General features: G+C 64.7%; 18 protein-coding genes. 10 read left to right on the forward strand and 8 right to left on the reverse strand.

Annotated elements, in window-relative coordinates:
- Positions 1 to 124: 124 nt before the first annotated feature.
- A complete protein-coding gene (locus AC2A04_RS13420) occupies positions 125 to 1,471 on the forward strand; it encodes an aldehyde dehydrogenase family protein (protein ID WP_484212854.1) in 1,347 nt (448 codons plus the stop codon).
- Positions 1,472 to 1,601: 130 nt separating this feature from the next.
- Here AC2A04_RS13420 and AC2A04_RS13425 read toward each other — a convergent pair whose 3' ends face one another.
- Positions 1,602 to 2,378, reverse strand: coding sequence for an esterase/lipase family protein (locus AC2A04_RS13425; RefSeq protein WP_484212855.1), 777 nt, complete (start codon positions 2,376 to 2,378; stop codon positions 1,602 to 1,604).
- 133 nt (positions 2,379 to 2,511) lie between these two features.
- Between AC2A04_RS13425 and AC2A04_RS13430 the strand changes: the two genes are divergently transcribed.
- The 7 genes from AC2A04_RS13430 to AC2A04_RS13460 are packed head-to-tail and all read left to right on the forward strand — an operon-like array spanning position 2,512 to position 9,304.
- Positions 2,512 to 2,931, forward strand: coding sequence for a Zn-ribbon domain-containing OB-fold protein (locus tag AC2A04_RS13430; RefSeq protein ID WP_484212856.1), 420 nt, complete (start codon positions 2,512 to 2,514; stop codon positions 2,929 to 2,931).
- A complete protein-coding gene (locus AC2A04_RS13435) occupies positions 2,928 to 4,082 on the forward strand; it encodes a thiolase family protein (protein WP_484212857.1) in 1,155 nt (384 codons plus the stop codon). The genes AC2A04_RS13430 and AC2A04_RS13435 overlap by 4 nt, the downstream gene beginning before the upstream one ends.
- A gap of 8 nt (positions 4,083 to 4,090) precedes the next feature.
- Complete coding sequence (locus AC2A04_RS13440) at positions 4,091 to 5,305, forward strand: acyl-CoA dehydrogenase family protein (RefSeq protein ID WP_484212858.1); 1,215 nt, start codon at positions 4,091 to 4,093, stop codon at positions 5,303 to 5,305.
- Positions 5,306 to 5,318: 13 nt separating this feature from the next.
- A complete protein-coding gene (locus tag AC2A04_RS13445; RefSeq protein WP_484212859.1) occupies positions 5,319 to 6,293 on the forward strand; it encodes a thiamine pyrophosphate-dependent dehydrogenase E1 component subunit alpha in 975 nt (324 codons plus the stop codon).
- 16 nt (positions 6,294 to 6,309) lie between these two features.
- Positions 6,310 to 7,323 (forward strand): alpha-ketoacid dehydrogenase subunit beta, encoded by a 1,014-nt coding sequence (locus AC2A04_RS13450; RefSeq protein ID WP_484212860.1) that lies wholly within the window; start codon positions 6,310 to 6,312, stop codon positions 7,321 to 7,323.
- 11 nt (positions 7,324 to 7,334) lie between these two features.
- Complete coding sequence (locus AC2A04_RS13455) at positions 7,335 to 8,777, forward strand: dihydrolipoamide acetyltransferase family protein (RefSeq protein ID WP_484212861.1); 1,443 nt, start codon at positions 7,335 to 7,337, stop codon at positions 8,775 to 8,777.
- Entirely contained in the window at positions 8,774 to 9,304 is a 531-nt protein-coding gene (locus AC2A04_RS13460) for a VOC family protein (protein ID WP_484212862.1), read from the forward strand. Before AC2A04_RS13455 ends, AC2A04_RS13460 begins: the two co-directional genes overlap by 4 nt.
- Before the next feature lie 132 nt (positions 9,305 to 9,436).
- Here the strand turns inward: AC2A04_RS13460 and AC2A04_RS13465 are convergent, their stop codons facing one another.
- The 5 genes from AC2A04_RS13465 to AC2A04_RS13485 form a co-directional block, all read right to left on the reverse strand.
- Positions 9,437 to 9,943: a hypothetical protein gene (locus AC2A04_RS13465; RefSeq protein WP_484212863.1), complete on the reverse strand. Its 507-nt coding sequence runs from the start codon at positions 9,941 to 9,943 to the stop codon at positions 9,437 to 9,439.
- A 207-nt stretch (positions 9,944 to 10,150) separates the two neighbouring features.
- A complete protein-coding gene (locus tag AC2A04_RS13470) occupies positions 10,151 to 12,367 on the reverse strand; it encodes a TonB-dependent receptor (protein ID WP_484212864.1) in 2,217 nt (738 codons plus the stop codon).
- A 256-nt stretch (positions 12,368 to 12,623) separates the two neighbouring features.
- Positions 12,624 to 12,791: a hypothetical protein gene (locus AC2A04_RS13475; protein ID WP_484212865.1), complete on the reverse strand. Its 168-nt coding sequence runs from the start codon at positions 12,789 to 12,791 to the stop codon at positions 12,624 to 12,626.
- 74 nt (positions 12,792 to 12,865) lie between these two features.
- Positions 12,866 to 13,654, reverse strand: coding sequence for a sulfite exporter TauE/SafE family protein (locus tag AC2A04_RS13480; RefSeq protein ID WP_484212866.1), 789 nt, complete (start codon positions 13,652 to 13,654; stop codon positions 12,866 to 12,868).
- Positions 13,655 to 13,657: 3 nt separating this feature from the next.
- Complete coding sequence (locus AC2A04_RS13485; protein WP_484212867.1) at positions 13,658 to 14,188, reverse strand: rhodanese family protein; 531 nt, start codon at positions 14,186 to 14,188, stop codon at positions 13,658 to 13,660.
- 91 nt (positions 14,189 to 14,279) lie between these two features.
- On the opposite strand from AC2A04_RS13485, the gene AC2A04_RS13490 reads away from it, so the two are divergent.
- Positions 14,280 to 15,155 carry an MBL fold metallo-hydrolase gene (locus AC2A04_RS13490; protein WP_484212868.1) on the forward strand — a complete coding sequence of 292 codons (876 nt, stop codon included), beginning with the start codon at positions 14,280 to 14,282 and terminating at the stop codon, positions 15,153 to 15,155.
- Between the two features lie 4 nt (positions 15,156 to 15,159).
- On the opposite strand, the gene AC2A04_RS13495 is transcribed toward AC2A04_RS13490, so the two are convergent.
- The gene (locus tag AC2A04_RS13495) at positions 15,160 to 16,677 is read right to left on the reverse strand and encodes a sensor histidine kinase (RefSeq protein ID WP_484212869.1); all 1,518 of its coding nucleotides are present in this window, start codon (positions 16,675 to 16,677) and stop codon (positions 15,160 to 15,162) included.
- Positions 16,678 to 16,878: 201 nt separating this feature from the next.
- Positions 16,879 to 19,125 (reverse strand): TonB-dependent receptor, encoded by a 2,247-nt coding sequence (locus AC2A04_RS13500; RefSeq protein ID WP_484212870.1) that lies wholly within the window; start codon positions 19,123 to 19,125, stop codon positions 16,879 to 16,881.
- 393 nt (positions 19,126 to 19,518) lie between these two features.
- On the opposite strand from AC2A04_RS13500, the gene AC2A04_RS13505 reads away from it, so the two are divergent.
- Positions 19,519 to 20,535, forward strand: coding sequence for a hypothetical protein (locus AC2A04_RS13505; protein WP_484212871.1), 1,017 nt, complete (start codon positions 19,519 to 19,521; stop codon positions 20,533 to 20,535).
- The last annotated feature ends 443 nt before the right edge of the window (positions 20,536 to 20,978 follow it).

Below are 20,978 nucleotides of genomic sequence, written 5' to 3' on the forward strand. Positions count from 1 at the left end.
CATGGCAAAAAGTTCGGTTGCCTAACGTTTCACACACTGGCAATCCTGCATGCCGATCCTTGGCGCGCGCCCGAGCGCGCGTCATGGTCGCTGCACTTTCATGTAACCCAAGGCCCGTGACCCGATGACCCAGCCCCAGCCTACCGCCACCGATCTTTCGGAAGAAATCGCCCGCATCTTCGCGCTCCAGCAGGACCATCAGTGGAAGGCCAAGGCCTCCACCGCCGCGCAGCGCAAGGCCAAGCTTGCCCGACTCAAGGCCGCCGTCGAAGCTCATGCCGACGATATCGTCGCCGCCGTGCTCGAAGACACGCGCAAGCCGGTGGGCGAAATCCGCGTCACCGAAGTGCTCAACGTCACCGGCAATATCCAGCGCAACATCGACAATCTCGATGACTGGATGAAGCCCACCGAGGTTGCCTCATCCAGCAACCCGGCCGACCGCGCGCAGATCATCTACGAAGCGCGTGGCGTCTGCCTGATCCTCGGGCCCTGGAACTTCCCGCTCGGCCTCGCGCTCGGCCCGGTCGCCGCTGCGGTGGCTGCGGGCAACACCTGCATCGTCAAGCTGACCGACCTCTGCCCCGCCACCGCGCGCATCGCCAGGGTCATTATCTCGGAAGCCTTCGACGAGGCCGACGTCGCGCTGTTCGAAGGCGACGTCTCGGTCGCCACCGCGCTGCTCGACCTGCCGTTTTCCCACATCTTCTTCACCGGCAGCACGCGCGTCGGCAAGATCGTCATGGCCGCTGCGGCCAAGCACCTTGCCAGCGTCACGCTCGAACTCGGCGGCAAGTCGCCGGTCATCGTCGATGAAGGCGCCGATATCGACAAGATCGCGGCACAGCTGGCCGGTGCCAAGCAGTTCAACGGCGGGCAGGCCTGCATCAGCCCGGACTATGTCTTCATCCGCGAGGACCAGAAGGCAAGGCTGGTCGAAGGCTTCAAGACCAATGTCGCCGCCAATCTCTATGCCGACGGCGCGATCAGGAAGGAATCGATCGCGCAGGTCGTCAATCCGGCCAACTTCGCCCGCGTGAAGGCGCTGTTCGACGATGCGGTCGAAAAGGGCGCGACCGTGGCGGCGGGCGGCGTGCTCGAGGAAGCCGATCTCACCATCCACCCGACGATGCTGACCGACGTCACCCCGCAGATGAAGATCATGCAGGAAGAGATCTTCGCCCCCGTGATCCCGGTGATGACCTACGACAGTCTTGACCAGGCGATCGGCTACATCCAGTCGCGCGACAAGCCGCTCGCGCTCTATGTCTACAGCCCCGACGAGACCCACGTCGCCCGCGTGCTCAATGAAACCTCATCGGGCGGCGTCACCGTGAACGGCGTGTTCTCGCACTATCTGGAAAACAACCTGCCCTTCGGCGGCGTCAACCACTCGGGCACCGGCAGCTACCACGGCTACTTCGGCTTCAAGGCCTTCAGCCACGAACGCGCGGTCTATATCCACCAGTGATAGGTGTGGGAGGGGGCACAAGTCCCCTCCCCATCGCCCGGATCACGCAAAGCTCGGTTCGGGCCGAGCCTGTCGAAGCACGCGCGCGACACCACGGCCCGCCCGGAACCTACACGACCAGCCTGACGCCTCAGGGATAGAAGCTGGCGAACGGGCCGCCGCGTTCGAACTTGCGCCAGCCGTCTTCGGGCAGCGCCAGCCGGTCGGCCACCGCCCAGAACACGCCGGGGTTCGAAACGAAGCCGAAGTGGCTCGAATGGACCTCGATGTTCTCGGTCCGCGTATCGGTCTCACTCACGCAGTTTTCCCAGGCGGTGATCCCGTCCGATCGCGAGAAGATCGCGCTCGATGGCACCGGCAGCACATGGTGCCCCTTGCCATAGCGCGCGGCCGACTTGTCCGAGGCCGCCTTGTTGCCGGTCAGCAGTTCATAAAGCGCGGTCAGGTTCGTCGCGTGCGGATTGCCGGTGAACGGGCTGCCCAGCGTCACGATCTGGCGCAGCGCGCCATGATCGCGCCGCGCCGCCTCGCGCGCGATCACCCCGCCAAGGCTCCACCCGACCAGGCTGACCTTGCGCCCGGTCGATTGCGCGATGGCCTCGATCCGCGCGGCCAGATGCTCGCCGTTCTCGCCAGCCGAGTGCTGGTCGAGGTTCCACCCCAGGTCCCACGGGAACACCTGGTAGCCCAGCTTGCCAAGGTAGCTGCGCAACAGCACGGTCATCGCATCGCTCGTGGCGAAGCCCGGCAGGACCATCACCGGATGCCCGTCGCCCACCGGCGCGCGCACCAGCGTCGGCCAGGCCAGCGCCAGCATCGCCGCCTCGGCCATGAAGCGCGGGCTCTCCAGCATGGTCCAGCCCAGTTGCGGCCGCTTGATATCGCTCGTCGCCCCCGTCGGCAGCATCCCGAATTCCCCTTCGCCGCCTTCATCCGGCATACTGGTAAAAGGGACAACCCTAGCGTTTTGCAGAGTCGGCAAATGGGCGCGCACAGTGGCTTAAGGGACACCACGAAGATTCGCGTTCGATCGGAGAGAAATGCACGGCGTCGGTCACCCCATTGCCGAGGGGCTGTTTACCGCGGAAACCCCGCCCCGCCTGATTGGCGGGCGTGACCGCGAGAGCGGCCGCGTCGTGTTCCCGTGCCCTCCCGGTGACCGTTTCGAACCCGTGCCGCTTTCGCGCACTGGCACGCTGTGGTCGTGGACGATCCAGCGCTATCGTCCCAAGTCCCCGCCCTATGTCGGTCCCGAGGCCTTTCGCCCGTGGCCGGTCGGCTATGTCGAACTGCCCGGAGAGGTCATCGTCGAGACGCGACTCGCCAATGTCGCATTCGACGCCATCCATATCGGCATGCCGGTTGAGCTGACCCTTATCCCGCTCGATCCCGATGCGGCAGAGCCCGTGCTGATCCACGCGTTCCAGCCCTCTGGCCAACCGACCGGAGCCGAAGCATGAGCAGCGGCGACGTCTGCATCGTCGGCATCGGCATCCACCCGTTCGGGCGCACCGATGGTGTCTCGGGCCTCGACCAGGGTGTCAACGCGGTGCGCGCGGCGCTGGCCGACGCCGGAATCGCATGGCCTGATGTCCAGTTCGCCTATGGCGGTTCGGACTCGGCCGGCAATCCCGATACGATGGTCGAACGCCTGGGCCTGACCGGCGTCCAGTTCATCAACGTGCGCAACGGCTGCGCGGCGGGCGGCTCGGCGCTGTTCTCGGCGCAGATGGCAATCAAGTCGGGCGAATTCGAGATCGGCATGGCGGTCGGCTTCGACAAGCATCCGCGCGGCGCGTTCAATGCCCTGCCCTCTGAATACAACCTGCCCGAGTGGTACGGCGATGCCGGCTACATGATCACCACGCAGTTCTTCGCCAACAAGATCACGCGCTACATGCACGAACACGGCATCAGCCAGACCACGCTGGCGCGCGTCGCCAACAAGGCCTTCCGCAATGCGGTGCATGCCGATCATGCCTGGCGGCGCGATCCGGTCGATCTCCAGACCATCCTCGATGCTCCGCTCGTGTCCGACCCCTACACCAAGTACATGTTCTGCTCGCCCGCCGAGGGCGGCGTCGCGCTGATCCTTGCCAGCGAGAAGAAGGCACGCGAACTGGGCAAACCGCTGATCCGCCTCAAGGCCGCGACCATGCGCACCCGCCCGCCCGGCAGCTTCGAGGTCTTTGCCCCTTCGATCGACATCGGCGGCGGCACGGCCACCGCCACGCAGATCGCCAGCGCCGATGCCTTCCGCATGGCGGGGATCGGCCCGCAGGACATTGCGGTCGCCCAGCTGCAGGATACCGAATGCGGCGCCGAGATCATGCACATGGCCGAAAACGGCTTCTGCGCCGACGGCGATCAGGAAGCCTGGCTTGCCGATGGCCGCACCGAGATCGGCGGCACGCTGCCGGTCAACACCGATGGCGGCTGCCTTGCCTGCGGCGAGCCGATCGGTGCCTCGGGCCTGCGCCAGGTCTATGAAAACGTGGTGCAGCTGCGGGGAGACGGCGGCGGGCGGCAGGTTCCCGGCAATCCCAAGACCGCCTACAGTCACGTCTATGGCGCGCCCGGCGTCTCGGCCGTCACGATTCTCGAGCGCTGACAGAACAGATGGACATCGATCTTTCCCCCCAGGAGCTGGCTTTCCGCGACGAGGTGCGCGCCTTCCTGGCCGCCAACCTGCCGCAGGACGTCAAGGACGGCGCCGCCGCCTCGCCCACGGTCTTCGTCGAACCCGACATCGGCCAGCGCTGGAACGCGATCCTCAACGAGCAGGGCTGGCTCGGCTACCAATGGCCCACCGATGCGGGCGGCACGGGCTGGACCCCGGTGCAGCGCTACATCTTCGAGAAGGAATGCGCGCTTGCCGGCGCGCCCAATCTCACCGTGCTCGGACTCAAGCTTGTCGCCCCGGTGATTTACGCCTTCGGCACGCCCGAGCAGAAGGCAAAGTATCTGCCGCGCATCCTCTCGGGCGAGGATTACTGGTGCCAGGGCTTTTCGGAACCCGGCTCGGGCTCGGACCTTGCCTCGCTGCAGTGCCGCGCCACGCTCTCGGCTGACGGCACGCATTACAAGCTCAACGGCTCGAAAATCTGGACCACCCACGCGCACTGGGCCAACCGCATGTTCGCGCTGGTCCGCACCGATACCAACGGCAAGAAGCAGGCGGGCATCTCGTTCGTGCTGGTCGACATGAACCAGCCCGGCGTCTCGGTCCGCCCGCTGCTCACGCTGGCCGGCGATCACGAAGTCAACCAGGTCTTCCTCGAAGACGCGATCGTGCCGGTCGAGGACCGCGTCGGTGAAGAGGGCGACGGCTGGAAGCTTGCCAAGTTCCTGCTCGAGAACGAACGCGGCGGCTCGTGCCATTCGCCCAAGCTCGAATACGATCTCGCCCAGATCGAGGCCGATGCCGCAAGCGAGCCCGACGGGCGCGGCGGCCGTCTTGCCGACGATGCCGACTGGAAGCGCCGCGTTGCGCGCGTCCGCCTCGGCATCCAGTCGCTCGAGATGATCGAACTGCGCATCCTCTCGGAGATCGCCAAGGGCCGCGCGCCCGGTCCGCAGACCTCGCTGACCAAGCTGCTCGCCTCGAACCTGCGCCAGGACGTCGATCTGCTCGGCGTCGATCTTTATGGCGCGGCCGGCCTCCAGCTCGATTTCGCAAGGCCGTTTTATGGCGACAACGCGCCTGCGCCGATCCATTCGAAGGGTGCGCAAGTTGCCGCAGCCCGCTATCTCAACAGCCGCGCATGGACGATCTTTGGCGGAACCAACGAAGTGCAGGCGGGCATCATCGCCCGCACTGTGCTCGGCCTATAAGGGAACTTGAAGGATGCAGCTGAGCCGCGAGGCGCTATTGCGCGCCTATCGCCAGATGAAGGTGATCCGCGAATTCGAGGAACGCCTTCACGTCGATATCCAGACCGGCGAGATCGCCGGGTTCACTCACCTCTACTGCGGGCAGGAAGCCGTCGCGGTCGGCGTGTGCGAGCACCTTTCGGTCGAGGACAAGATCGTCTCCACGCATCGCGGCCACGGCCACTGCCTTGCCAAGGGCTGTGACGTGAACGGCATGATGAAGGAAATCTGGGGCAGCCGCGAAGGCCTGTGCAAGGGCAAGGGCGGGTCGATGCACATCGCCGATATCGAAAAGGGCATGCTCGGCGCCAACGGCATCGTCGGCGCGGGCGCTCCCATCGCGGTGGGTGCGGGGATCTCGTGCAAGATCGACGGCAAGGGCCATGTCGCCATCACCTTCTCGGGCGACGGCGCGTGCAACCAGGGCACCACGTTCGAAGCCATGAACATGGCCGTGGTCACCAAGGCCGCCACGATCTTCGTGTTCGAGAACAACCACTATTCCGAACACACCGGCTTCGAATACGCGGTCGGCACCCAGCGCGACATCGCCAGCCGCGCCGAAGCCTTCGGCATGAAGGTCTGGCGCGGCGATGGCACCGATTTCTTCTCGGTGTTCGAAACCATGCGCGAAGTGCTCGAATACGTCCGCGTCCCCGGCAACGGCCCGGCGGCGGTCGAATTCGATACCGAGCGCTTCTTCGGCCACTTCGAAGGCGATCCGCAGCGCTATCGCGGCCCCGGCGAACTCGATCGCATCCGCGAGACCCGTGATTGCCTCAAGAAGTTCCGCGCCAGCGTGACCGACGCCAAGCTGCTGACCGACGCCGATCTCGACGCGCTCGACGCCGAAGTCCTCGCCGAGATCGAGGAATCGGTCGCCCAGGCCAAGGCCGCCGAACGGCCCACCGCCGAGGACGTCCTTGCCGACGTCTACATTTCGTACTGAGCGGGGGAACGGACCCATGGCAAACATGATGTATCGGGACGCCGTCCTGACGACGATCGCCGAGGAAATGGAGCGCGACGAGAACGTCGTCGTGCTCGGCGAGGACGTGGTCGGCGGCATGGGCACGCCCGGCGGGCCCGAAGCCATCGGCGGCATCTGGTCGACCTCGACCGGGCTGTTCGGAAAGTTTGGCGCCGATCGCGTGATCGACACGCCGATCTCGGAAAGCGCGATCATGGGCGCGGCCGCCGGCCTCGCCCTGTCCGGCAAGCGTCCGATCGCCGAGCTGATGTTCGCCGATTTCATCGGCGTGTCGCTCGATCAGATCTGGAACCAGCTGGCCAAGTTCCGCTACATGTTCGGCGGCAAGACCAGGTGCCCCGCCGTCATCCGCATGGCCTATGGCGCGGGCTACAACGCCGCTGCGCAGCACAGCCAGGCCGTCCACCAGATCCTCACCGGAATGCCCGGCCTCAAGGTCGTCATGCCCACCACGCCCGGCGACGTGAAGGGTTTGCTGCGCACCGCGATCCGCGACGATGATCCGGTGATCTTCCTCGAACACAAGGCGCTCTACGGCGTCTCGGGCGAAGTGCCCGACGACAGGGACTACATGATCCCGTTCGGCCATGCGCGCCTCAGCCGCGCCGGTCAGGACGTCACCATCGTCTCGACCGGCCTGTTGCTCGGCTTCTGCGAGGCGGTGGCCGACAAGCTCGCCGCCGAAGGCATCGGCTGCGACGTCATCGACCTGCGCACCACCAGCCCGATCGACGAGGAAACCATTCTGGATTCCGTTGAAGTGACGGGGCGCCTCGTCGTCGTCGACGAAGCCCCGCCGCGCTGCAGCCTTGCCTCCGACATCTGCGCGACCGTGGCCGAAAAGGCCTTCGCCGCGCTCAAGGCTCCGCCGCTGGCCGTCAACCCGCCGCACACCCCGATCCCGTTCGCACGCGAGCTTGAATCTGCCTACCTCCCCTCGGTCGACAAGATCGAAGCGGCGGTTCGCAAGGTTCTGAATTACCGCTGAGGAGTCGGGAAATGGCTAACATCCGCCCGTTCTGCATGCCCAAATGGGGCATCGAAATGACCGAGGGCACGATCGCCGAATGGATGGTCAAGGAGGGTGACGCCTTTGCCAAGGGCCAGGTCCTGTGCCTGATCGAGACCGCCAAGATCACCAACGAGGTCGAGGCCGAGTACGACGCCGTGCTCAAGCGCCTGCTCACGCCCGCAGGGGACGAAGCCTATCCCGTTGGCGCGCTTCTCGGCGTGTTTGCCGATGCCGACACCCCCGATGCCGAGATCGACGCCTTCATCGCAGGCTTCAAGCCCGCCGAAACCTCGGTCGCGGCCAAGTCCGGCGGCGGCAGCGCCCCTGCCCCCGCAGCAGCCGCCCCTGCCCCGGCACCAGCCCCGGCACGCGCGCCCAGGAAGATCGTCACCAACCGGGCGATCAGCCCCGAGGCGCTGAAGCTGGCCGAGGCCGAAGGCGTGGACATCGAGCCCATCGCCGGCTCGGGTCGCAATGGCCGCATAACCTATCAGGATATCGTCCAGGCCCTGCGTCCCGAACGCGCGGCCTCGTTCAAGGGCAGCGCGCAACTCGTCGAGGACAGCCCCGAGGCCTTCGCCTCGCCGCTCGCCCGGCGCATTGCCGCGCAGCACGGCATCGCTCTGGCCGCGATCACCGGCACTGGCCCGCGCGGCCGCATTTCGAAAGCCGACGTGCTGGCGCTGGTCAAGCCGACCACGGCCTCCGGCGCGGTATCGTTCGGCGCACCGTTCGAACTCGTCGCCAACCAGCCTGCGGTCCAGCCCTTCGACAAGATCCGCAAGGTCGTCGCCCGCCGCCTGACCGAGGCCAAGCAGACCATCCCGCACTTCTACCTGCGCATGTCCGCATCGGTCGACGAACTGATGGCCCTGCGCAAGACCGCCAACCTCGTGCTCGGCACCAAGGCCTCGATCAATGACTACATCGTCAAGGCCGTGGCCCTTGCCCTCGCCCGCCACCCGGACGTCAACGTCCAGGTTCATGGCGACGAGGTCCACAGCTTCCCCCACGCCGACGTCGCCATCGCGGTCGCCAGCCCCAAGGGCCTGGTCACACCGATCGTGCGGCAGGCAGACCGCATGCACATCGCCCAGATCGCGGCCACCACCCGCGCGCTGATCGACAAGGCGCAGGCAGGCAGGCTCGGCTACGAGGATATGGACGGCGGCACCTTCTCGGTCTCCAACCTCGGCATGTTCGGGATCGAGAACTTCGATGCGATCATCAACCCGCCGCAGGGCGCAATCCTTGCCGTGGGCGGCGTAAACCGCGTCGCGGTAGAAGCCGGCAATGGCGACATCGCCTTCGAAAGCCGCATCTCGTTCACGCTTTCGGTCGATCACCGCGCCATCGATGGTGCAGCCGGCGCGCAGTTCCTGCAGACCCTGAAAGGCCTGCTCGAAGCTCCCGAGGGCCTTTTCGCATGACTCGCAAGATCACCCAGCTCGGCCCCGTCGGCCAGCTCGCCTACCTGCCGCAGGATTTCGACGCGGCGGTGAGATACTGGACCGAAACGATGGGCGTCGGCCCGTTCTTCCTGATGGAGAACGTCGCGCTCGGCGAGTGCAAGTACAAGGGTCAGCCCAGCGGCGCGGTCTTCTCCATCGCCATCGCCTATTGGGGCGATGTCCAGATCGAACTGATCCGGCCCGAAAACCGCGAACCCTCGATCTACACCGGCGAATATGCGGTGACGGATCAGCTTCACCACATCTGCATCTTCGTTAATTCCATCGCCGAAGCCCGCGCTGCCTGTGCGGAAGCGGGCGCCGAAATCCTCGTCGAGGGCAAGGTCGGCGAGGACGGAGAAGTTATCTACGTCGATGCGGGACAGGGTCCAGGCGGCGTGATCGAACTCCTCCAGAACATGACCGGCGCCGACGCCATCTTCCAGTCGATCAAGGATGCCGGCAAGAACTGGGACGGATCGGACCCATTACGCAAACTCTGGTGACCTGATAGCAAATGTCCATCACCGACGGATGGACAGACGACCAACCCTTGAACAAGACCCGTACGCGCTGAGCGACGCGCGCTTTGACCCGTTTCCGATGGGCCAACTTCCACCGTCTTGCCACGATACCGATCAATTGGCGGCGCGCAGGACGGCGTCGCTCTCACCGTTGCTGCCGTCCGTGAATACCCATTTCAAGTGGACCCAGACCAGCCCCTTGGCCATCGGCCTGCGGCTGCAAGGGATCGTCCAGCCGGATTCCGCAGGATATTCGGCCCCGCACAACGGGACCTGTCGCGCAGATATCGCGAAGGCTCCCGGCGCGCTGGCGCACGCCTGCTCGCTCGATCCGGTCGCACAGCTCACGCGCCAGTCGCCGTAGTAACCCGGAACATCCAATGGCAGAATCTCCGGACCTTTGCGGAACCCGATGCTCTGGGTAATGTAGGTTGCCGTAATACTTCCAAGGTTCCGTCCTGCAGACGGGTTGCGCTGAATGGTGATGGAGAGAGTGGCATCGCGTCCGGCAGATTCGGCGATGTACTGCACAGCGATCGCCTGAAATTCGCTTGTGGCCGCACTCGGCCCGCCACCTTGGTCCGACGGCCGCGCTTTCGGCTCCGCACCGGCAGCGGCCACTGCAAAGGTTGCCAGAAAAGGCACCAGTAAAGGCGATTTGTCCATGATCCCTCCGAAGCGCGCAGTATTACGCCGCCTGCAGAAAAGGGAAACGCCTGATACTTTCGGAATGGCGGCGCTCGCCTCGCCGCAGTGAAGGCCATTGAAAAAGGGCGGCCCTGCGCAATGCAGGACCGCCCCTTGTTCAGGCGATATCGCCGTCGGCTATCAGAACTTGAAGCCGGCGCGGACACCGTAGGTGCGCGGATCGGAGAAGCTCACGCCGCCGAGCAGGCCAGTGGTGGCCGAGGTCAGCACGAGGTTGTCTTCGATGTTTTCCACAAAGCCCGCGATGTAGAAGCGGTCTTCAGGCGCGTTGTAGGTGATCGAAGCGTCGGTCTTCGAGTAGCCGGGCTGCGCGAAGTAGGCGAAGTTCGCCAGATCGGTCAGCTCGTACTGGCTGCGGGCTGCAGTCTGCGCATCGAGCACGACCTTGCCTTCGCCAACCGGGATCACGTAGTTCACGCCGGCAACCCAGCTCCACTTGGGGCTGCGGTTCAGCGGGCGGCCTGCGAAGCTGATCGCGGGCTGCGGGTTGAACTGGTCATAGCGCGCGTCGAGGTAGTTGAGCGCCAAACGGACCGAGAAGTTGTCGATCGGCTGCAGCGTTGCGTCGAGTTCCACACCATCGACCTTGGCCTTGGCGGCGTTGGTCGTGATCTGGCAAGGGCCGCCACAGGCATTCGAAACCTGCGAAAGCTGCAGGCCCGAATAATCGTAGTGGAACACGGTGCCGTTCAGGCGAAACTCGGGGCTGATCTTGAACTTGAAGCCTGCTTCGTAGGCGGTAAGCGTTTCAGGATCGTAGTAGAGCGCCTTGGCGGGAAGTCCACAGCTCGGGCCCTTGCCGATTTCGCAGCCGTCGTTGAAGCCACCAGCCTTGTAGCCGGTCGAAACCGAGGCGAACACGAGGCCGAGCGGGCTGTCGTAGTCGATGCCTGCACGCCAGGTGACCTTGCTGAAGGTGCGCTTGGCGTTGTTGTCCTGGAACTTCGTGCGGCCGAGGAACGCGCCACGATTTGCCGAATCACCTACGAAGCTGAAGGCATCGAGCACGGTCGCGCCGACGCGCGACTTGAGATCGCTGGAGTAGCGCACGCCGCCGGTGACCTTGACGTCCGGCACCAGTTCATAGGTAAACTGACCGAAGACCGACTTGTTCTCGGCGATCGTCGGATCCTGCGGGAAGCCGAAACGGGTGTTGGGCGCCAGCAGGTTGTTGATGAAGAAGGCGATGCCCGACTTTTCCTTGAAGTAGTAGCCGCCGACCTGGGCCTGCAGCGGACCGTCGCCGCCATAGGCGAGGCGCAGTTCGTGCGAGGTCTGCCAGTACGTGCCGGTGAAGTCGCCGGTGAAGGGCGTCACGCCGATGTTGCTGAATTCCGTACGATCGGACTCACGATACGACCCAAGGTAGGTCATCGTGACGTTGCCCATCGTGTAGTTCAGTTCGCCCATCACGCCGCGCTCGATGTTGTCGCGGAAGGTCGACTGGCCCTGGCGGCCATGCAGCGTGCGACCGGCGTCAGACGACGGTTCGCTGTAGGTCGGGCGTTCGAAGGTCGGACGCGCACCGGTCTTGATGTTGCTGTAGAAGTTGGTGTTCTCGACCGTGTTGGACGGTGCACCCTTGACCCAGCTGTAGTCGCCGACGAGCAGCAGGCTGAGGTCCGGCGAAGGCTTGAACAAGGCCGAAAGACGGATCGACTTGTTGTTCTTGAACTTCTTCAGGCCGATGCCGTCAGCTGCGTTGCCGTCCTTGAGGTAGGTGTCGCGCTGGTCGATGTTGGCGGCCACGCGGAACGCGATCGTGTCGCTGGCGGGCAGGTTGATCACGGCAGTGCCGTTGATCGCATCGTAGTTGCCATAGGAAACGTCGGCGCGCGCGCCGAACTCGAACTTGGGCTGCACCGAAAGGACGTTGATCACGCCAGCGGTCGAGTTGCGGCCATAGAGCGTGCCCTGTGGGCCGCGCAGAACTTCAACGCGCTCGATGTCGAAGAAGGAAACTTCCTGCGCCTGCGGACGGGCAAGGTAGACGCCGTTTTGCATGAAGGCGGCCGAAGGGTCACCCTTCTCGGTGCCGTCGGTCGAGGTCACGCCGCGGATCGTGATCTGCAGGCCGTTGCCGCGCACGATCGACAGGTTCGGAACGGTTTCTTCAAGCTGCGTCGGGTTCGAGATGCCCGACTGGATCAGGTCATCGCCGCCAACCGCGGTCATCGCGATCGGGGTCTTCGACAGCAGCGAAGACGTGCGGTTCGCGGTCACGACGATATCGCCGTTGTCCACCGTATCGGCAGCGTCCTGTGCCGCGTCCTGGGCAAATGCAGGCTGGGTCAGCGCGAACGCCGAAACCAGGCAAGCAAGCTGGATTTTCCTCATGTAGTTCCTCCCTCTTGGAAACGAAGACGAACACCTGCGGCAATTTCCCCTGCCCCGGGCATCCGGTATTGAACTGGTCGGCTGGATTGGATCGCGCAAACGCCCCGCATGGCGTTGCGGCTACGGCGCGTGGCGCCGTCAAAAACCTTTGCACTCCTCTCCAACCTGCGATTCGAAGCTCGCTGACTATGCTCGTGCCGAGGATTGTCAACGCTGTCAAGATTGCGCTGTCATTAGTGCAGCTGTGTCGATTCCTTTAGGGAAACTGTTGTTTTTCGGGCACACCGGCTTTGGATTTCCGCCATTCCGGCAGCACCGGAGCGAAAAAGGGGGACGGCGCTGCAGAAAGCGCCGTCCCCTTGAAGTTAAAGAACTCTGCGCTGCAGAGCCCTTCGGGTCGCAAGGCCGCAATAGCAGCAGGCATCGGCGCAGAAAGTGCGTAACTTCACATACCGCAAAAACTTTGGTTAGGCCCCGTGCTTACCGACGCATGGTCGGTCAGGCCAGCCCTGCCCCACGCGCCACGACATAGCACCCCATCGTGATGACCAGCAGCGCAAAGCCGCGCTCAGCCGCGCGCTTGCCCTGCCCAAGCTGGCGACCGATCAGCATGCCCGCGATCGCTCCGCCGATCCCGCCTGCGACCAGCTGCGCGACAAGGCTCCAGTCGACGTAGCCCGAGATCGCATAGGACGCCGCCGTGGTCAGGCCGAGCGCCGCCACCGCGACCAGCGAGGTGCCGACCGCCGTGCGCAGCGGCATGCCGGTCGCAAGGATCAGCGCCGGCACGATCAGGAAGCCCCCGCCGATTCCGAAGAAACCGGCGAGCAACCCCACGCCCAGCCCTGCCGGAACCAGTCGCGGCAGGAGGTGCCCCGCGCTCGTGCGGGTCAGCCGGACATTCGGGTCCTCGGGCGAGCGGCGCGGGCGCAGCATCGCAAGGCCCACCACCACCATCATCGCCCCGAACAGCGCGAGCAGACGCTCGCCGTCCATCGCCTTTCCGGCGTGGGCGCCAAGCGTCGCACCGGCGATCCCGGCCAGCGAGAAGGTCAGCGCGCAGGGCCATTTCACCGTGCCGGCCCGCGCGTGCACGCCCAGCCCCGCCAGCGCATTGAGCGCGACCGCCACTGCGGCGGTCCCGATCGCGGCGTGGGGCGATTCCACCCCCACCGCATAGACCAGCAGCGGCACCGCGACGATCGACCCACCCCCGCCGACAAGGCCGAGGATCAGCCCGATCGCCGCGCCCGACCACAGCGCTGCCGCAACGATCTGGGCGTCCATGGCTCAGCGCGCTCCCGCGGCCCGCGCATCATGGGTCCGGCGATTCCACGGCATTGCGCCCAGCAGCTTGGCCATGCCGCACCAGCCGCTGACCCCGGCGAACACCAGCCCTGCCCCGACAAACCCGGCGATCAGCAATCCGGCCTGTGATACCAGGAACGCGAGCAGGACGCCGAGCAGGACCAGCGATCCCGCCGCGATCTGCACCTGCCGCATGATCTCGAGCGGCTGACTGCGATCCATCGCGCATTCGAGGCCCGCCTTCCGCCAACCCTCGATCCCGCCTTCCATCAGGTAGACCGGCGCATCGGTCGCCGCGCGCAGCGCATCGGCATTGGCCTGCGTGCGCATGCCCGACTTGCAGTGAAAGATCACCTCGGGCGCGCCCTCGATCCGCTCGAGCTGCGCCAGCGGCATGTTGCGCGCGCAGGGAATGTGGGCGCGCGCATATTCGTCGGGTGCGCGTATATCGACAAGCACCGCGCCTGCCGCAATGCGTGCCTGCGCCTCCTGGGGCGTGATGGTCGTGGTCATGGAGCATGTCCTTGCTGAAGCATATTATATGTTGCTAATTTAGATACCGCGCATATATTGTCAAGACCAGACAGGAAGCGGACCCCAGTTCATGCAACCCCATATTCAGGCTTTCTTCGACGAACCGACTTTCACCGTCAGCTACCTCGTCGGCGATCCGGCAACGCATCAGGCCGTGGTCATCGATCCCGTGCTCGATTTCGACCCCGCCTCGGGCCGCGCCGATGTGCGCTCGGCCGATGCCGTCCTTGCCGCCGCTCAAGCCGGCCACTGGCAGATCGTCATGGTGCTCGAAACCCATGCCCACGCCGATCACCTTACCGCCGCACCATACATCAAGGCACGCACCGGCGCGATCATCGCCATCGGCGCGCAGATCCGCGCTGTGCAGCAGGTTTTCCGCCCGATGTTCGACATTGCCGATCTCAAGCCCGCCGGCGGCGATTTCGATCGCCTGCTCGAGGACGGCGAACGCTTCGCTGTGGGGTCGCTCGAATTCGAGGCTCTCGCCACGCCCGGCCACACGCCTGCCGACATGGCCTACAAGGTGGGCGATGCGATCTTCGTCGGCGACACGCTGTTCATGCCCGATTATGGCACCGCCCGCGCAGACTTCCCCGGCGGCGATGCCCGCGCGCTCTACCGCTCGATCCGCCGCCTGCTCTCATACCCGCGCGAAACGCGTCTGTTCATGTGCCACGATTACAAGTCGCCCGGCCGCGACGTCTATGCCTGGGAGACCACCGTCGGCGAGGAGCGTGATCGCTCGGTCCACGTCCACGACGGCGTGACCGAGGACGCATTCGTTGCCATGCGCACTGCGCGTGACGCCACGCTCGCCCCCCCGCGCCTGCTGCTCCCCTCGATCCAGGTCAACATCCGCGCCGGCCGCTTCCCGCCAGCCGAAGCCAACGGCGTCCACTATTTGCGCATCCCGGTGAAGCTGGGACCGGGCTTGGCCGGGTAGGCGATCAGGCCTGTACGGCCCCTAGCGGCAGCGAGGCCTCGAAGCACGCGCCTTCGGGCAGGAGACTATGGCGCGCGGTGCCGCCCAGCCCTCCGCCCAGCATGCGCTCGAGCGTGCGGGTGCCGAAGCCCTGGTGGTGGCCCGACTCCGCCATCACGGGGCCGCCCTCCTCGCGCCAGACGAACGACAGCGCGCCCGCTTCTTCATCGACCGTCCAGGATATCCGCACAATTCCGCTGTCTTCCGATAGCGCGCCGTGCTTGCAGGCATTGGTCGCCAGTTCGTGCAGCACCATGCCGAAAGCGTGCACCGCCTTGGGATTGAGATCCACGTCCGGTCCGTCCAGCAGGATCCGCGCCGTATCGCAGTCAGTGAAAACCTCGAGTTGGCGGCGGATCAGCCGATCGAGCCTGGCACCAGCCTCGTACTTGCCGATCAGCAGGTCGTGCGATGCGGCAATTCCCATGATCTTGCCCGAAAGGGCCTGCTCCATCTCCTGCACCGAACTCGCCGTGCGCGCACTGTTGCGCACCACCGCGCCGATCACCGCCAGCAGGTTCTTGATGCGATGATTGGCCTCGCCCAGAACCAGATCGATCTGGTCCTGCGCGGCCTTGCGCTCCTGGATGTCGGTCACCACCGATATGAAGTTCACCGGCGTTCCATCGGCGCGGCGCAGCAGGGACACGCTCAAGTCGCCCCAGATCACCGCACCATCGGGCCGAATGTAGCGCTTCTCCATCGTGTAGGAATCTATCTCGCCACGCAGCAGTTGCTCGAGCAGGTGAAGATCGGCCCCCAGATCGTCGGGATGCGTCAGGTCCTGGAAGGTGAGATCCGCCAATTCGTCGGCTCCGCGCCCAAGCATCTGGCAGAAATATTCATTGAGGCGGATGAACCGCCCTTCGGTGGAAACATGCGCGACGCCCACGTTGGCATGTTCGAACGTGCTGCGGAACTGTTCTTCGCTCTCGCGCAGGGCGTCCTGCGCCCTGCGGATATCGGTCACGTCGATGTTCACGCCGTGCAGGCGCGAAGGCCGCCCGTCCGCACCCGCATCCACGCTGCCCCGGTCATGGATCCAGCGGACTTCCCCGCCCGGCAGGATAACGCGGAAGGCATGGTCGATCGCAGTGCCCCTCTCGATCGCCGAGTGCGCCACTTCCGTGACCGCAGCAACGTCCTCGGGATGGATGGTCGAGAGCCACAGATCCACGGTCGGCTCGCCATTGGCCGGGTCGAGCCCGTAGAGCCGATAGACCGACCCGGACCACCACAGGCGATTGCCGGGAATGTCCATGTGGTATGATGCGATGCCGCCGGCTTCCTGCGCCAGTTCCATCCACTTGCGCGCATCGAGCAGCGCCTTTTCCGCCTCGACCCGCCGCTGGTTGTCCCTGAGCAGCATGTCGACGACCGGCAGCCCCGACTCGGCCGAGCGCGCAACCACCTGCTTCAGGTGTGCGAGTTCGTCCCGCAAGCGGACCAGCTCACTCTCGACGCCTTGATCCGTTGAATCCATTGCGATTTTGCCACCACACCCTCAAACCGGCGGCGTCACTCAAGGTGGTCCTCATCGGTTCGCCAGACAGCAGCCTAGCATGTCTGCTTGCGGGCGCTAAACCCCTATTTGCCGGGGCCGGCGCGGGCCGCCGGAAGCGATGGCCTGATCATCTGGCTGCAACCCGCAAGGGCCTTCCCGGCCCTTGCGGGTTGCGTCCGGTCAGTACTTCACGCCAGCCCGGACACCGAAGGTGCGGGGCTGTTCGATCGTGACGCCACCGACAAGGCCGGTCGCCGCCGCAGCGATCGTGATGCGGTTCTCGATGTTCTTGACGAAGCCCTGCACGAAGAAGCGCTCTTCGGGCGCGGTGAACGTCGCCGTAAGGTCAGTCTTGGTGTGCGAAGGCTGGCGGAACAGCGAAGCGTTGTTGAGATCCTGCATGTAGTAGGCAGAGCTCAGCTTGGTTCGCGCGGCCAGTTCGAACGAACCGCCGTTGCCCAGCGGGATCGACTGGCTCATCCCGGCAGACACGACATGCTTGGGAGCATGGTCGAGCGGCAGGCCGGCGAAATCGCGCGAGACGCCTCCGGCCGAAACCAGGAAGGTGGTGTAGCGGGCATCGGTGTAGGTATAGCCCAGATCCACGCGGGTGTTCGGGCCAGGCTGGAGGACGGCTTCCAGTTCGACCCCGTCCACCTTTGCCGAAGCGGCGTTGCGGATCAGCGTCGCGGGAACCGGCACGGTCACGATCTGGCTGACCTGCAGGTTGCCGTAGTCATAGTGGAACGCCGCAGCATTGAAGCGCACCGCGCTGCTGATGCGGAATTTCACGCCGGCTTCGTAGTTGGTCAGCGTTTCCGGGTTGAAGTAGAGCGCCGCGTCATTGAGCGTGCAGCCGATGCCACCACCGGCAACGCAACCGTCGTTGAAGCCGCCTGCCTTGTAGCCGGTCGAGACCGACGCATAGATCAGGCCAAGGCCGGGCACGTCATAGTCGATGCCGCCCTTGTAGATCGTCTTGTGGTAATTGCGCGCAGCGATGTTCTGGTTGAGCGTGCACCGGAACGCCGCGTTGCAGAGCACTGCGGGCAGCCCCGATGCGTTCTGGGCTGCAAGGTTCGGGAAGTCGACGACCGTCTGGCCATCGCGCGACTTGAAGTCGTGCGTGTAGCGGATGCCGGCCGTGATGTGCAGGTCGGGCGTCACGTCATACGTCAGTTGGCCGAAGGCGGCCTTCGAACGGGCAACCGTCGGGCCCTGCGGGAAGGCAAAGCCGGTCGCGCCGGGAACCACGAAGCCCGAAAGCGGCGCGCCGAGGTTCAGCTCGAGGAACGACTGCTCGTGGAAGTAATATCCGCCGATCTGCCCGTGCAGCTTCGAACCCTGTCCGAAGGCGAGGCGCAGTTCGTGGCTGTCCTGCTTGAAATTGCCGAAGAAGTACGCCGGGTTATTCAGTGAACCGAACAGGAGGAAGTTGCGCACGTCCTGGCGGTCGGTCTTGCGGTAGGCACCCAGATAGGTCATCTGCACCGGGCCGAAATCGTAGGTGAATTCCCCGGTGATGCCGTAGTTCTTGTTGTTGCGGCGGTTCGGGAACGTCGGCGCTACGGTGAGCGTGCGCTGGAAGTCCGCGTCATGCGAAACGTAGGTCGGATCGACTCCCGGAATGCCCGTGTTCGCATAGAAGCGATCAAGCGTGACAAGGTTGCCGTTGACGCCGGTGCCCTTGGTGTTCTGGTAATCGCCCTTGATGTAGTAGGTGAAGTTGTCACCGATCTTGCCGGCGAACGACAGGCGCGCCGATATGGCATCGCGATAGGGATTGGTCGCGACCGGCGAGTTTTTGACCGTGAAGTAAGAATCCTGGCGCTGGTAGTTGACTGCTGCGCGCATCGCCAGGCTGTCGCCCATCGGCACGTTGACCATGCCGGTCACTTCGGCGGTATTGAGATTGCCGTAAGTGCCTTCGACCGAAGCCGATAGCTTGTCGGTCGGGCGGGCCGAAATCACGTTGATCACGCCGGCCGTGGTGTTGCGGCCATAGAGCGTGCCCTGGGGCCCGCGCAGCACTTCGATGCGCTGCAGGTCGTAGAAGCTGCCGAGCACGTCAGCCGGACGCGCGATATAGATCCCGTCGACAAGGAACGAGGCCGAAGGATCGCCCTTCTCGGTGTTGTCGGTACTGGTCACGCCGCGGATCGAGATGCGCGCGGCATCGCCGTTCTCGCTGATCTGCAGGCCTGGCACGGCCGTGGCGAGCGAACGGGCGTCGGTAATGCCTGCGTTGCGCAGCGTGTCGGCCGAAACCGCAGTCATCGTAACCGGCGTCTTCGAAAGCAGCGTCTCGCTGCGGGTTGCCGTCACGATGATGTCATCGCCGCTCTGGTCGTCGGTGGACTGCGCCCACGCCTGGCTCGACGTCAGTGCAATGACCGACGCGACGCAAAGCCCGATAGATCTTCTCATGTCCCTCTCCCTGACAGGCGGATTGCTTCCGCCATGTTGCTCCAATTGTCAGAGTATTGCTCATGATATCGCTGTCAAGGCGGGGCGCTGGCTACCAGGGCTGGCGGTAGTGTCAGGTGCAGGCGCAGGTTTTCGCGCTTTTCGGTCATTTTCGCGTCGAAGTCGGGGCCCTTCCAGTTCCCTGCCAGGTCGAAATTTTTACAATGTTGAATTTTTGTCACACCGCATCACTTGCCAAATTCGTAAAGAGCCAAAGCATAGCGAAGCCATCCCGGTTCCTGACCAAGGGAAAGTCCCACCTGACAAGCGTCGCCCGAAGTCCACATGTCAGCCTTTCGCGGGACTGGTAAATGCACATGGACGCAAAGGCCTGTTTGCGTCTACAATTTTGGCGTGACGCCTCCGCCCCCACCTTTCACCGCCGTTTCCTGGACCGCTCCTCTGGCCGATACCCTCGCTGACGCCAGCGCGGCCCTGTCACGCCTCGACGCCCGCGTCTGCGCAAGTTCGCTGGCACCGGGCTGGAAGCTTCGCGCCAGTTGGTCGGGCTTTGCTGCTGCGCTGCGGCTGCAACAGTCGCCGATCGAGGAAATCGACATTATTGCCGAGCGCTGCGGGCTGCGGCTGCCCGCTCGCCCGGTGCCTCGGACCGAAGACGAACCCTTCGCTCCGTATGAGCCCTGGCTTGCCGATCTTGCAGAGCCCGAAGGGCGGCACTGGTCGCAGGGCCTGCCCTTTACCTTCGACGCGCCCGAAGGCTGGCGCGAGGCCCCTGCCCTCGTCCGTGCGCTGACCGTGTTCGACATGGCCGCCAGAGCCGACCGCACGATTGCCCCATGGCTCGCCTTCCCGGTCATTGTACGGCGTCTGGGGCTCACGCGCACCGCCCTGCCCTGTGTCGTGCCCGGAGACGCTGCACAGCGCACACTGCGCGACCCTCGCCCGGTCATGCTCAAGCGCCTGCTCAAGCAGGTCACCCGCGCTTCGGAGGACGGCCTTGAACGTCTTGACCGTCTCGAGAACGCCACCCGACGCGCCGCTGTCGCGATCGCCGGAGAGCATCGCCCCGGGAAACTCACCGAGCTTGCGCGGCTAGCGTTGACCCGACCCTGTCTTGCGGCCCGATCGCTCGCGCCACTGCTCGGCATCACGATTTCCGGCGCAGGCAAGCTGCTCGAGCGCGCGACCGCGCTCGGGCTCATGGTCGAGATATCCGGCCGGGAATCCTGGCGGACTTACGTCACCCCGGATCTTGCCACCACGCTCGGACTGCGGCCTGCCGAGCGCGGCCGCCCTCCCCTCCTCGCAAACCCGCCGCGCGAGATTGATTTGATCCTGCGCTCGTTCGATGCGGAGATGGCAGAGATCGACGCACGCCTCGCAAGGCTGGGCATCGACGCTGCGAACTGACCTGCCGACTTCGCACCCTCCCCCCTTTCAGCCAAAGCCAAAGGCTTCGACGAGGGTTAGAGGGGTTTATGGAGAGTTAGATCAAGTTAAGGGCCGGAAACTTGGCTCCGAGCGACCGATTTTGCGCGAGTCGCGGCAAGCGCCCTGTTCCCGGAATGTCGTCAGACCGTTCCCGATGGATCGGCTGATTGTTCCCGATGGATCGACCCGGCGTTCCTGATGGGTCGAAAGTGCCGGTAATCCTGTTCCCGATAGATCGACGGTACCCGATTGCGCGTGTGTGGTGACGGACGATTGAATCACTTTCCAACAAAGTCCAACAATAGAGGTTCAATTCGGGAAGGTGGCCGGCTTGTTCGATGGTGGATTGCAAAGTCGCAGGAGCATGGCCCGACACTTCGGGAACACCAGCGCGGCGCTTGCCGTCACATCACGAACGGCCA

The sequence above is a fragment of the Novosphingobium sp. HNCC26DJ243 genome, assembly GCF_057180545.1.

What these genes read in the sequence shown, in the direction of transcription:
- AC2A04_RS13420 (WP_484212854.1), top strand. Translation starts at nt 125, where the DNA reads ATGACCCAGCCCCAGCCTACCGCCACCGATCTTTCGGAAGAAATCGCC.
- AC2A04_RS13425 (WP_484212855.1), bottom strand. Translation starts at nt 2,378, where the DNA reads ATGCTGCCGACGGGGGCGACGAGCGATATCAAGCGGCCGCAACTGGGC.
- AC2A04_RS13430 (WP_484212856.1), top strand. Translation starts at nt 2,512, where the DNA reads ATGCACGGCGTCGGTCACCCCATTGCCGAGGGGCTGTTTACCGCGGAA.
- AC2A04_RS13435 (WP_484212857.1), top strand. Translation starts at nt 2,928, where the DNA reads ATGAGCAGCGGCGACGTCTGCATCGTCGGCATCGGCATCCACCCGTTC.
- AC2A04_RS13440 (WP_484212858.1), top strand. Translation starts at nt 4,091, where the DNA reads ATGGACATCGATCTTTCCCCCCAGGAGCTGGCTTTCCGCGACGAGGTG.
- AC2A04_RS13445 (WP_484212859.1), top strand. Translation starts at nt 5,319, where the DNA reads ATGCAGCTGAGCCGCGAGGCGCTATTGCGCGCCTATCGCCAGATGAAG.
- AC2A04_RS13450 (WP_484212860.1), top strand. Translation starts at nt 6,310, where the DNA reads ATGGCAAACATGATGTATCGGGACGCCGTCCTGACGACGATCGCCGAG.
- AC2A04_RS13455 (WP_484212861.1), top strand. Translation starts at nt 7,335, where the DNA reads ATGGCTAACATCCGCCCGTTCTGCATGCCCAAATGGGGCATCGAAATG.
- AC2A04_RS13460 (WP_484212862.1), top strand. Translation starts at nt 8,774, where the DNA reads ATGACTCGCAAGATCACCCAGCTCGGCCCCGTCGGCCAGCTCGCCTAC.
- AC2A04_RS13470 (WP_484212864.1), bottom strand. Translation starts at nt 12,367, where the DNA reads ATGAGGAAAATCCAGCTTGCTTGCCTGGTTTCGGCGTTCGCGCTGACC.
- AC2A04_RS13475 (WP_484212865.1), bottom strand. Translation starts at nt 12,791, where the DNA reads ATGCCTGCTGCTATTGCGGCCTTGCGACCCGAAGGGCTCTGCAGCGCA.
- AC2A04_RS13480 (WP_484212866.1), bottom strand. Translation starts at nt 13,654, where the DNA reads ATGGACGCCCAGATCGTTGCGGCAGCGCTGTGGTCGGGCGCGGCGATC.
- AC2A04_RS13485 (WP_484212867.1), bottom strand. Translation starts at nt 14,188, where the DNA reads ATGACCACGACCATCACGCCCCAGGAGGCGCAGGCACGCATTGCGGCA.
- AC2A04_RS13490 (WP_484212868.1), top strand. Translation starts at nt 14,280, where the DNA reads ATGCAACCCCATATTCAGGCTTTCTTCGACGAACCGACTTTCACCGTC.
- AC2A04_RS13495 (WP_484212869.1), bottom strand. Translation starts at nt 16,677, where the DNA reads ATGGATTCAACGGATCAAGGCGTCGAGAGTGAGCTGGTCCGCTTGCGG.
- AC2A04_RS13500 (WP_484212870.1), bottom strand. Translation starts at nt 19,125, where the DNA reads ATGAGAAGATCTATCGGGCTTTGCGTCGCGTCGGTCATTGCACTGACG.